This window comes from Halorubrum sp. SP9, from assembly GCF_005435015.1.
GTDB lineage: Archaea > Halobacteriota > Halobacteria > Halobacteriales > Haloferacaceae > Halorubrum > Halorubrum sodomense.
Genome location: NZ_SGXU01000004.1, coordinates 1 through 11,752, shown reverse-complemented (window position 1 = coordinate 11,752; position 11,752 = coordinate 1). Strand labels below are relative to the sequence as shown.

The 11,752-nt window shown below is 70.7% G+C and carries 11 protein-coding genes; 4 read left to right on the top strand and 7 right to left on the bottom strand.

The features are described 5' to 3' along the window. Positions 1-3 precede the first annotated feature (3 nt). Both endA and EXE45_RS03740 read left to right on the top strand, forming a co-directional pair. Positions 4-1,170 carry a tRNA-intron lyase gene (endA, locus tag EXE45_RS03745; RefSeq protein WP_137693581.1) on the top strand — a complete coding sequence of 389 codons (1,167 nt, stop codon included), beginning with the start codon at positions 4-6 and terminating at the stop codon, positions 1,168-1,170. Positions 1,171-1,307: 137 nt separating this feature from the next. Beyond that, positions 1,308-1,910: an LURP-one-related/scramblase family protein gene (locus tag EXE45_RS03740; RefSeq protein ID WP_092920282.1), complete on the top strand. Its 603-nt coding sequence runs from the start codon at positions 1,308-1,310 to the stop codon at positions 1,908-1,910. A 66-nt stretch (positions 1,911-1,976) separates the two neighbouring features. On the opposite strand, the gene EXE45_RS03735 is transcribed toward EXE45_RS03740, so the two are convergent. From EXE45_RS03735 to EXE45_RS03700, 7 genes are all read right to left on the bottom strand, one after another. Continuing rightward, positions 1,977-2,909 (bottom strand): ABC transporter permease, encoded by a 933-nt coding sequence (locus tag EXE45_RS03735; protein WP_241989419.1) that lies wholly within the window; start codon positions 2,907-2,909, stop codon positions 1,977-1,979. Then, a complete protein-coding gene (locus EXE45_RS03730) occupies positions 2,906-3,967 on the bottom strand; it encodes an ATP-binding cassette domain-containing protein (RefSeq protein WP_137693580.1) in 1,062 nt (353 codons plus the stop codon). Before EXE45_RS03730 ends, EXE45_RS03735 begins: the two co-directional genes overlap by 4 nt. A gap of 152 nt (positions 3,968-4,119) precedes the next feature. After that, positions 4,120-4,980 carry an NAD(P)H-binding protein gene (locus tag EXE45_RS03725; protein WP_369333746.1) on the bottom strand — a complete coding sequence of 287 codons (861 nt, stop codon included), beginning with the start codon at positions 4,978-4,980 and terminating at the stop codon, positions 4,120-4,122. Between the two features lie 105 nt (positions 4,981-5,085). Further along, a complete protein-coding gene (locus EXE45_RS03720; protein ID WP_137693579.1) occupies positions 5,086-5,541 on the bottom strand; it encodes a cupin domain-containing protein in 456 nt (151 codons plus the stop codon). 69 nt (positions 5,542-5,610) lie between these two features. Continuing rightward, the gene (locus tag EXE45_RS03715; protein WP_137693578.1) at positions 5,611-6,018 is read right to left on the bottom strand and encodes a helix-turn-helix domain-containing protein; all 408 of its coding nucleotides are present in this window, start codon (positions 6,016-6,018) and stop codon (positions 5,611-5,613) included. Between the two features lie 339 nt (positions 6,019-6,357). Beyond that, complete coding sequence (serS, locus tag EXE45_RS03705; protein WP_092920278.1) at positions 6,358-7,728, bottom strand: serine--tRNA ligase; 1,371 nt, start codon at positions 7,726-7,728, stop codon at positions 6,358-6,360. A 501-nt stretch (positions 7,729-8,229) separates the two neighbouring features. Beyond that, entirely contained in the window at positions 8,230-8,778 is a 549-nt protein-coding gene (locus tag EXE45_RS03700) for a hypothetical protein (RefSeq protein WP_092920277.1), read from the bottom strand. 128 nt (positions 8,779-8,906) lie between these two features. On the opposite strand from EXE45_RS03700, the gene EXE45_RS03695 reads away from it, so the two are divergent. Together EXE45_RS03695 and EXE45_RS03690 are read left to right on the top strand one after the other, a co-directional pair. After that, positions 8,907-10,304 carry a dihydroorotase gene (locus tag EXE45_RS03695; protein WP_092920276.1) on the top strand — a complete coding sequence of 466 codons (1,398 nt, stop codon included), beginning with the start codon at positions 8,907-8,909 and terminating at the stop codon, positions 10,302-10,304. 290 nt (positions 10,305-10,594) lie between these two features. After that, the gene (locus tag EXE45_RS03690; protein WP_137693577.1) at positions 10,595-11,641 is read left to right on the top strand and encodes a MoxR family ATPase; all 1,047 of its coding nucleotides are present in this window, start codon (positions 10,595-10,597) and stop codon (positions 11,639-11,641) included. Positions 11,642-11,752: the final 111 nt, after the last annotated feature.

Sequence of the window (11,752 nt, the reverse complement as noted above, 5' to 3'; positions counted from 1 at the left end):
GGTATGCAACCGACCGGCCACCTGCGGGGCGACGCGGTCCGCGTCGGCGGGGACGCCCGCCAGCGCTTCTACGACGCCCGGGGATACGGGCGACCGCTCGACGGCGACGAGATCGCGCTCTCGCGGGTCGAGGCCGCCCACCTGCTGTTCCGCGGCGACCTCTCGGGGATAACGCTGAGCGATGGGTCGGATCCCGTCGGCTTCGAGCGCTTCTTCGTCGCGAGCGCGGCCGCGGCCGACCGCTTCGCGGTGCGCTTCCTCGTCTACTCGGACCTCCGCGACCGCGGCTTCTACCTGTCGCCCGCCCGGGAGCCGTGGCCGGGCTGGAGCGACGCGCCGGGCGACGCGGTCGACTTCGTCGCCTACGAGCGCGGCGAGACGCCCGACACGGGCAACGTGAAGTACCCGATCCAGGTCGTCGGCGAGCGCGGATCCGTCGCGACCGCGGGGCTCGCGGGGCGCACGCTCGCCGTCGTCGACGAGGAGTCGGACATCACCTACTTCGCGGCCGAGGAGGGTCGCATCGACGGCGCGACCGACTACGATCCCCCCGCCGACCTGACCGGCGCCCTCCTCGCCGACCGCGTCGTCGTCTGGGACGCCCCCGAGAGTCTCTACGAACACGGCTTCTACGGGCGACCGCTCACCGGGCGGGCCGCGAACGTCGAGGGCGCGCTCCAGCTCTCCCTCGTCGAGGCCGCGTCGCTGGCCGCGGACGGCCGGCTGTCGCTGACGGCGTCGGTCGCGGGTGCCGACGACGGCTCGGAGACGGACGCGAGCGAGACCCCCGCCGCGGCCGCCCGGATCGTCGCCCGCGGCCGCGACGTCGAGGGCGAGCGCTTCGACCGCCGACTCGTCGTCTACCGACGCCTGCGGGCGGCCGACGCGGTCCCGAAGACCGGTTTCAAGTTCGGCGCCGACTTCCGGACGTACCTGGACGTGGAGACGGTCGAGGACCTCCCGCACTCCGAACACCTCGTGCGCGTGGTGGGTCCGGACCACGAGTTCTCGCCCCGCGAACTGTCGCTCGACGTGCGGCTCGCGGGGGGCGTCCGGAAGGAGATGGTGTTCGCGCTGACCGCGGAGGGGAACGATCACCCGGGAGACGGCGGTAACGCGGCCCGCGACGCCGACGTGGAGTGGCTCTCGGTTGACCGCCTGACGCCGTGACCGCCCGGGAGTCCGATCCGCAGTCGCCGTCCGCTCGGATCGAATCGGATCGACCGGAGGCTGGAGCCGTTCCGGTCGGAGTTCCCTCCAGAACCGGATCTAATACTTTATAACGGAAAACGACCCTCGAACTACCCATGGACGATTCCTCCATGTTCCCGTCGGAGTCGAGCGCGTACGATATCTCGACCGTCGACCTCAGCGACGACCGGTACGAGGTCAAACAGTCGATGGTTCGGAACAAGTACACCGTCCGCGACGGCGCCGGTGACGTCGTCCTCCGCGGGAAACAGAAGATGTTCAAGCTGAAAGAGGAGTTCCCGTTCGTCACCGGCGACGACGAGGACGCCTTCTCGGTGAAGGCGGGCGGGATTATGGACATCGGCGGGAACTACGCCATCACCGACGCGGGCACCGGCGAGGAGGTCGTGGTCCTAGACGAGGACTACTCGCTGTTCGTCGAGAACTGGACGATCCGCGACCCCGAAACGGGGGAGGCGCTGGCGACGATCGAGTCGAAGAACAAGCTGCTGTCGGCGCTCCGTCACCTCGTCGGCGCCGCGAACCTCATCCCGAACAAGTACGAGATATTCGACGCCGACGGCGGCCACGTCGGCGACATCGAGGGGAAGTTCTCGCTGCGCGATGCCTACACGGTCACCATCGACGACGCGAGCGACGTGCCGAAGGAGGCGGTGATCGCCGCCGCGTGTATCCTCGACGCCTTAGAGAACCAGTAGGACGACCCGAGCGCGAGGCGTCACGCCCCGAGGCACAGCGGACCCGCTCGGGCCCCTACCCTGCCGTCACTTCACGTCGGAACTCGACGCGCGCGACAGCAGGTAGACGGCGACGCCGCCCAACAGGAGGTCGAGTCCCGCCAGTACGGCAACGCCGGGAGCGACGCCGTCGAGCGTCCCGCCGAACCACGAGACATCGATGACGGTCATCACGTCTCGGTCGACCATGAGCGAGCGCGCGGCGTCGACGCCGTAGGTGACGGGGTTAAAGCGCGCGAACGTCTGGATCCAGCCGGGGAGCGCTCCGAGCGGGAGGAACGCGCTCGACAAGAACAGGAGGGGGAACTGCAACAGGTTCGCGCCGATGATCGTCGACTCCTGATCGCGTGTGAGAAGCGCTAACGCGTTCGAGAAGGCGACGAACCACAGCGAAAACAGGATCCCGACGGCAACGATGCCGACGACGCCGACCACCCCGCTGACCACCTCGGCGCCGAGCGCGACGCCGAGGCCGATGATGATCGCGATCTGGACGGCGATCCGGAACACCTCGGCGGCGGTCTTGCCGACGAAGACGGCCGTGCGGTTCATCGGCGTGACGAGCACCTTCTCGAACATCCCGTTCTCGATGTCGTTGACCAGCCCCACGCCGGAGGTTATCGCCGCGGCGAGCGCCACCTGAACGGCGATCGCGGGCACCAGATACGTCTCGTAGCTGATCCCCGGGATCCCCTGATTCACCGCGCCGCCGGCCACCGTACCGAACACCTCCGTGAACAGCACGAGGAAGATGATCGGCTGGACGAGCGACACGACCAGCACGAACGGGTTGCGGACGGCCTTCAGATTCCACCGTTTGAAGTTCACCCACACGTCGCCGAAGAACGAGTTTCCGGAGCCGACGGGACCGCGGCCGTCGGTGGCGGCGCGGGTCTCGTCGGTGGCAGCAGTCGCTCCGTCCGCGGACGCGACCGCTCCGTCGCCGTCGGAGCCGCTCATCGCGACCCCTCCGCGTCCGCCTCGCTCGGCTCGTCGGCGTCGAGCTCTTCCCCGGTGATCGCGAGGAACACGTCGTCGAGGGTCGGCGCCCGGATGTTGAAGCCGGTGACCGTCAGGTCCGCGTCGCGGAGCGCGACGAGCAGGTCGGTTCCGTGCTCGCGGGCCGTCTCGGCGGTGACGCTGATCCCCTCGTCCGTCTCGGTCACGGACGCGTCCGCGAAGGCCTCGAACTCCCTCGCGATCGTCGCGGCCCGCGAGGACGCGTCCCCGTCGGCTTCGAGTTCCACGTCGAGCACCTCGCCGCCGACCTCGCGTTTCAGGTCTGCCGGACTCCCGTCGGCGACGATCTCGCCGTCTAAGATCACCGCCAGTCGGTCACAGAGCTGGTCGGCCTCCTCGAGGTACTGCGTGGTCAGGAAGATCGTCGTGCCGAGGTCGTTGATGCGTCGGAAGTACTCCCACAGCCGGTTGCGGGCCTTCGGGTCGAGTCCCGTCGTCGGCTCGTCGAGGAAGACGAGCGGCGGCCGGTGGACCAGCGCGGTCGCGGCGTCCAGCCGCTTTTTCATCCCGCCGGAGAACTCCTCGGACCGCTTGTCGGCGACGTCGGCGAGGTCGACGAGATCCAGCAGTTCGGTGACTCGTTCGTCGCGCTCGGCCGACGGGACCCCGTACGCCTCGCAGGCGAACCGCACGTTCTCCTCGGCGGTCAACTCGGGGTCGATGCTCGTCTCCTGGGCCATGTAGCCGATCGTCTCGCGGATCGCCCGCGGCTCGGAGCGCACGTCGAAGCCGTTGACGCTGACCTCGCCGGCGGTCGGCGAGAGGAGCGTCGCGAACACCTTGATCGTGGTCGTCTTGCCCGCGCCGTTCGGCCCGAGGAAGCCGAAGAACTCCCCCTCTGGAACGGTCATGTCGACCCCCTGGACGGCGGCGGTCCCGTCCGAGTACACCAGTTCGAGGCCGTCGACGTCGATGGCGGCGTTCGCCGGCCCGTCGGACGCCGCGCTCCCCTCGTCGCGCGAGGGTTCGACCCCGGCCCCGGGATCCTGTGATGACATGGGTCCGTTAGGTCGCCCGGCGGGTTATACTCCCGACTTCGAGGGAGGTGTGTGACTTCGAATATCGAAGTCAAAGCCGTTCCCCGGGCGCTCCGCGCCGAATCGGCCGACGGATGACGGCACCGAAAACGCCGCCGAGACCGGTTTGGGCGCTACGGGCGGGACGGCGAGTCCCCGGCGGCGCGGAACGCGTCGGCGTGGTCGTCGACGAACTCGCGGAGCGTTCGCGGCGGTCGCCCCAGGACGGTCTCGACGTCGTCCGTCGTCCGGCCGGAGAGGCCCAGTCGCACCAGCGAGTACTCTGCGATCATGAACGCGACGAACCCGGGCGAGAACCCGCGCCGGTACATCGCCAGCCCGAACGCCGGCCGGGAGGGGTCCGCGTAGCCGATCGGCCTGTCGAGCACGTCCGAGAACACGTCGGCGGCCTCGCGGAAGTCGAGGGCTGCGGGGCCGGTGAGGTCGTAGGCGCGGTCCGCGTGACCGGACTCGGTGAGCACCGTCGCGGCCACCGCGGCCACGTCCCGCGCGTCGGTGAAGCTCAACACGCCGTCGCCGGCGGGGACGAATATCTCGTCGCGGTCGACGATCTCCCGACGGTGGATCTCGCTCAGGTTCTGGGCGAACCAGGAGGCGCGGAGGAAGGTACACGCGATCCCCGTCCCCGCCAGGTGCGTTTCGATCCGGCGATGCGGGAGGACCGGTAGCTTCTCCGCGCCGAGGATCGACAGGAAGGCCGCGCGGTCGACGCCGACCCGCTCGGCGGCGTCGGCGAACTCGGTGACGGCGCCGACGCCGCTCTCCGGCGGGAACAGCAGGAACAGGCGGTCAGATCCCGCTAGGGCCGTCCCCCACGTCTCGGGGCGACCGAGGTCGAACTCGACGTACTCGGGGACGTCGCCGAACTCGTCGCGTGCGCGCTCCGGGTCCCGCGTCGCGACGCGCACCGGGGTCCCGTCTTCGAGGAGCCGCCGGACCAGCGGCTCTCCCACGGTCCCCGTCGCACCGGTCACGAGGACGCGGTCCGGTTCCCCGTCCGAGTCGTCGGCCGGACCGTCGGCCGAATTGTCGGCCGGACCGTCGGACCCGCGCACCCCGCCGTCGCCGTCCGGCACGGCTCAGCCCTCCAACTCGGCGTCACACTCCGGACACCGGAGGTCGAACCCGTCGTCGCCGGGAATGGCCCGCATGTCCTCGTGACCGCACGCCGGACATTTCTGCGGGATTCGAACGTCCTCGCTCTCTCGGGGAGCGCCGAGCGCGAGCGCGACGACCGGTTCGTCGCCGTCGTTCTTGCCGGACTGGAACTCGCCCGGTGCGAACCGGACCGCCTCGCCCGCGCCGACGGTCACCGGCTCGTCCGGCGTCTCGAAGGTCGCCTCGCCCTCGACGACGACGAAGAGCTCCTCTTGATCCATGTGGGCGTGGAGTCCGCCGGAGAACCGCTCGCCCGGGTCGAGTCGGTAGTGGTTGACCGCGACGTCCGTCGCGCCGAGGGGCTCGGAGAGCCCGCGTCGGTCGACGTCGCTTCCGACCGCGTTCGGCTTGACCTCGTCGATGGAGACTCGTTCCATGGCCGTCCGTTCGCTCCGCCGACAATTATAGGTGCGACTTCGAGGGTCGGTAGCGAGGGACGGCTCCGGCTACAGCTCGTGTTCGATCGCCCAGTGGTGGAGGTGGGCGAAGACGGGGAACAGCGACTCGGCCCTCTCCGTCGGCGTGTACTCCACGCGGGGCGGGACCTCGTCGTAGGCGTCCCGTTCGAGCAGCGCCGCTTCGTTCAGCTCGCGCAACCGCGTCGAGAGCGTGTTCGGCGCGATCCCGAGTTCGGCCTCCAGGTCGCTGAACCGGAGCGGCCCCTCGGCGAACGCGAACTCGCTCAGGACCGCCATCGTGTGGGCCTTCCCGAGCAGGTCGAGGAGCTCCGCCACCGTCCGTCGAATGCGCTCCTGTTCCGCGTCTTCGAAGGACTCGCGCAGCGCGATCGCCTCCTCGCGTGACAGCCCCGAGTCGAGGTCGGGGACCGCCGGTGGGTCGGTGGGACCGGTCATTGATCGCCACCACGAGACTTGCGATATTGTACCTTTGGTCGCGAGTCCTCGAAAGCCCATTACTTCGAAGTATCGGAGTCACTCCGATATGCTCCGAGCGCACCCATGTGTCGCGTGCGAATCGCCACCTTCGGTGCGGGCGGTCGAACCGGCCGCCCCCTCGTCGAACGGACGCTCGAACGCGGCAACGAGCTCGTCGCCTTCGTCCGCGAGATGCCGAAGATAGCGGACGCGGAAAGGTCACGGGAGGCCCGAACCGAGGGGGAATCGGAGAGCATGTGGGCGTCGAGAGCGGTCGGGCGGGCTCGCGACCGCCGGGTTTCCCCGCCGAGTCGACCCCTATTCCTCGCCCAGCTTCGACTCGCCGACCGCGTCGTGGCCCTCGATGACCTCCGTCCCGCCCATGTACGGACGCAGCGCCTCCGGGACGGTGACGGTGCCGTCGTCGTTCTGGTAGTACTCCAGGATGGCGACGACGACCCGCGGCACCGCGAGCCCCGAGCCGTTCAGGGTGTGGAGGTACTCGGCGGACTCGTGGTGCTCCTCGCGGTACCGGATGCCGGCGCGGCGCGACTGGAAGTCCTCGAAGTTCGAGACGGAGGAGACCTCCAGCCAGCGGCCGCCCACGTCGGGCCCCTCGTCCATGTCGTCGGCGGGCGCCCACACCTCGACGTCGTACTTCTTCGCCTGCGTGAACCCCAGATCGCCGGTACACATCTCCAGGATGCGGTACGGGAGGTCGAGCCGACGGAGAACCTCCTCGGCCTCGTCGACGAGCCCCTCGAAGCGCTCGTCGCTCTCCTCGGGCCGAACGAAGTTCACCATCTCCACCTTGTTGAACTGGTGGACGCGGACGATCCCGCGCGTCTCGGTGCCGTGCTCGCCAGCCTCCTGCCGGAAGTTCGGCGTGTACGCCTGGTACTTCAGCGGGAGGTCCTCGCCGAGGAGGATCTCGTCGCGGTGGAGGTTCGTGACGGGCACCTCCGCGGTCGGGAGCAGCCAGAGGTCGTCGTCGTCGTACGCGTCCTCGTTCGACCCCTCGACGCGGTAGGCGTCCTCGGTGAACTTCGGGAGCTGGCCGGTCCCGCGCATCGACGCGGAGTTGACGGGGATCGGCGGGAACACGTCCTCGTACCCCTGCTCGCGGTGGACGTCGAGCATGAACTGGATCAGCGCGTGCTCGAGGCGGGCGCCGTCGCCCTTCGCGACGTAGAACCCGCCGCCCGCGACCTTCGCACCGCGCTCGAAGTCGAGAATTTCGAGGTCCTCGCCGAGGTCGTAGTGCGGCTCGATCTCGTCCGGGACGTCACGGAGGTCGTCGAACCCCTCGCGACGCACCTCGACGTTCTCCGACTCGTCCGCGCCCACGGGGACCGAATCCTGGGGTATCTGGGGGAGTTCGAGTAAGGACTCCTCCAGTTCGGCCTCCAGTTCGTCGGCGCGCTCCTCGATCTCCTGAAGCTCCGACTTGAGCTCCTGCGAGCGCTCGATGGCCTCCTGGGCCGCCTCCTCCTCGCCGGCCCCCTTCAGCTCGCCGATCGTCGAGGAGACCTCGTTGCGCTCGTGGCGCAGGTCGTCGCCGCGCTGTTTCAGCTCCCGCCACTCCTCGTCGACGTCGAGTATCCGGTCGAGGTCCACGTCGACGCCCTTGTTCGCGAGCGCCTCGCGGACGACCTCGGGGTTCTCCCGGACGAACTGTCGAGACAGCATTTGTCGGGGGTTCCGCGGGGCGACCCAAAACCGTATCGGAGCGTCGGTAACGTCTCACAGCGTCTTCTTTTAGTTAGCACTCGGTGATCGGCAGTGAACACTGCCGAAGCCCCAGTCGCTCGCTTATAAATAGTTGACAGCTGATCGGCGGCGAACACCTCCAAAGCCCCAGTCGCGAGGACGGCGCAGGCGACGTAAGCACTGGAAGGAGCGAACGGAGTGAGCGACTGAAGCGCGCAACGAGCGTGCGCCGTCCTCGCGACTGCCCCTTTGAGTCCCGCCCCGTCCCGCACCGCGACCGCACCTCTCACCTCCCCAGCCTCGTCGCCGGCGGCGAAGCCGCCGGCTGCCAGAGGCGCGTCGCGCCTCGCTGCCGCTCACTCCCTTCGGTCGCTCGCGGCGTCCCTCGCGCGTGCTCCTCGCGGCCGCCGATGGCGGCCACTCGGAGGCACGCGCCGACCGCCTCGTCCATTTATAAATCGACGACCGGTGACTGAATCGTCAGTACCCGCCCGGCAGCGCCATCCCGACGGCGAGCGCGACGAGCGGGACCGCGGCGACGAGCGCGTACCACAGGCCGGCACCGACGAGGAGGAGCCACGTCGAGTAGCCGTACCCCGTCGGATCCCAGTCGACGCCGAGCCGCGGCAGGCCGATCACGGCGACCGCCGGCGCGACGAGGGCGACGAGGACCGCGCCGAACAGCGCCGTCGTGAGGAACCCCTCGCTCCAGGCGGGACCCGCCTCGCCGGCGTACGCGACGGTGAGCGCGACGCCGGCGACGTACGGGACCGAGAGCCCCACGGACACTCCGAGGTACGAGGGCAAGACGCGTCCCGCCGGCGGGAGCGCGTCGAACAGCGCCCGGAGGCGCTCGGCGGCAAGGCACGGCGCGCACAGTCCGGCGGCGACGAGGCCGGGGAAGAGGAACAGCGCGACCGTCCACAGCCAGCCGACGACCGCGTCCGCGACGGCGGGGACCCCGAGGGAAGCGGTCGAGCCCCGGAGCGGAGGGACGACTCCCGAGCGGGCGGGGAGAAGGAACGTCATGCGGTGGAGAGCCCCCGCCGGCGACAAACGTCTTGTGGTTGCTCGGAGCGCGTCGCCGCCGACGGCCGCCGATCTCGCGACCGGGAACCACCAGCGTTTATTCCGCGCGCCGCGACCGGCCGACAACGATGCTCATCACGGGCGCGACGCTGGCCGACGGCCGGGTTCGGGACGCGCGGATCGGCGACGACGGACGGATCGCCGCGGTCAGCGAGGGGCTCGGCGCCGACGCCGGCGAGCGCGTCATCGAGGCCGGCGGGCGGCACCTCCTGCCCGGCGCGATCGACGTCCACGTCCACTTCCGCGAGCCGGGCGGGAGCCACAAGGAGACGTGGGCGTCGGGCTCGCGGAGCGCGGCCGCGGGGGGCGTCACGACCGTCGTCGACCAGCCGAACACCTCGCCGCCTACCGTCGACGGCGCGGCGTTCGACGAGAAGGCCGACCTCGCGGCCGACTCGCTCGTCGACTACGGGATCAACGGCGGCGTCACCCCCGACTGGGACCCGGAGAGCCTCTTCGACCGCCCGCTGTTCGCGCTGGGGGAGGTGTTCCTCGCGGACTCGACCGGCGACATGGGGATCGACGCCGACCTGTTCGCGGACGCGCTCGACGAGGCCGCGGCGCGCGACGCCCCCGTCACCGTCCACGCCGAGGACGCGACGCTGTTCGACGAGTCGGCGCTCGACGGCGACCTCGGCGGCGGCGGCACGGCCGCGACCGCCGACGCGTGGTCCGCCTACCGGACCGCCGCCGCCGAGGTCGCCGCCGTCGAGCGCGCTATCGCGACCGCCGCGGACCGCGACGCGCAGGTCCACGTCGCGCACACCTCGACGCCGGCGGCGGTCGACGCCGTCGTCGAGGCCCGGGAGGACGAGTCGACGGCGGCCGACGGGGACGGGGACGAGGTCGACGCCGACGGCGACGGAGCCGACGCCGCCGCCCGGCGGGTCACCTGCGAGGTGACGCCGCACCACCTCTACCTCTCCCGGGAGCGGGCGCGATCACTGGGGACGTTCGGACGGATGAACCCGCCGCTCCGGTCCGAGTCGCGGCGGGAGGCGCTGTTCGCCCGGCTCGCCGAGGGCGCGGTCGACGTGGTCGCGACCGACCACGCGCCCCACACGGTCGCGGAGAAGCGGGAGGGGCTCGTCGACGCGCCGAGCGGCGTTCCGGGCGTCGAGACGCTGTACCCGCTCCTGCTCGAATCGGCCCGGAAGGGCGAACTGTCGCTCAAACGCGTCCGCGACGTCGTCGCCGCGAACCCGGCCGAGATATTCGGCCTCGACCGGAAGGGACGGGTCGCCGAGGGGTACGACGCCGACCTCGTCCTCGTCAACACCGCCGACCCGCGCGAGGTGGAGGCCGCCGCGCTCCACAGCGCCTGCGCGTGGACCCCCTTCGAGGGGCTTCGAGGTATCTTCCCCGAGGTCACGCTCGTCCGCGGCGAGGTCGTCTACGAGCGCGACCCGGCGACCGGGGCCGCGTCGTTCGGCGATCCGGTCGGGCGGAACGTCAGGGAGCCGTAGTCGGGCCGGGGACCCCGGGCGGCCCGAAACCTCGGGTGCGCTGAAACCTCAGGTGGCCTGAAACCCCGGGGAGTTTGAAAACTCGGGCGCCCCGAAACTCGGGACTCCGTCGGGGATCGCGGGCCCGTCCGGAGGAGGCCGAGGGGCCGAAATCGGCCGCGACGAGCGGACGGCCGGCGGCGGAACGCATATGCCGTTGCTCGCCTTAGCCGGGGTATATCGATGATCACGGGGAGCATTCGCACGGTCGTCTCCGGACGGGAAGCCGACCCCGGCGAGGCCGACCGAACATGACGGACCCCGGAGAGCCGGGACCGATCGGGACCGGTCCCGCGGAGTCGGCGGACGCCGAGGCGGAATCGACCGGCGGCGAGCGCGCTGGCGCGGCGGCCGGTGCCGCCGCGGCGAGCGCCCCCGAGACCCCCGCGGACGTCGCCGCGCTCGCGGACCGGATCGTCGGGGCGGTCGAGGACGTGATCGTCGGCAAGCGCGACGCCGTCGAACACGTCCTCGTCACCGTCTTGGCTCGCGGCCACCTGCTCGTCGAGGACGTTCCGGGCGTCGGGAAGACGACGCTCGCGAAGTCGGTCGCGCGGTCGATCGACGGCTCGTTCAAGCGCGTCCAGTTCACCCCCGACCTCTTACCCTCCGACGTCACCGGCGTCAACGTCTTCAACCGCCGGACCGACGAGTTCGACTTCCAGCCCGGTCCGGTGTTCGCGAACGTCGTCCTCGGCGACGAGATCAACCGCGCCCCGCCGAAGACGCAGTCGGCGCTGTTGGAGGCGATGGAGGAGAACCAGGTGACCACCGACGGGACGACCCGCGACCTCCCCGACCCGTTCTGCGTCATCGCGACCCAGAACGACGTGGAGCCCGGACAGACGTACGAGCTCCCGGTCGCGGAGGTCGACCGCTTCACGAAGAAGATCCGGCTCGGCTACCCGGACACCGAAGAGGAGGCCGCGATCCTCGGGCGCCTCGCCGGCGATCACCCGGTCGACGCGGTCGAGCCCGTGGCGACGATCGCGGACGTCCGGCGGGCCCGCCGGATCGTCGGGGAGATCGAGACCTCGGAGGCGGTCCGGAACTACGTGGCTCGCCTCGCGGTGTACACCCGTCGGAACGCCCGGCTCGGGGCGAGCCCGCGCGGAAGCCTCGCGCTCGTCAGGGCGTCGCAGGCCCGCGCCGCGCTCGAAGGTCGCGGCTACGTGATCCCAGACGACGTCCAGGCCGAGGCGCCGACCGTGCTCTCACACCGGATCCGGACCGAATCGGGCGGGACCGACGGCGCGGACATCGTCGACGACGCGCTCGACCGAATCCGGGTGGAATGATGACGGTGACGCCGACCCCACTCAGGTCAGGATGACGCCGGCACTCACCCGCCGGGGGCGCGTCGCCGGCGTCGTCGGCCTCGTCGCGGCCGCCAGCGCGCTCGCCGCCGG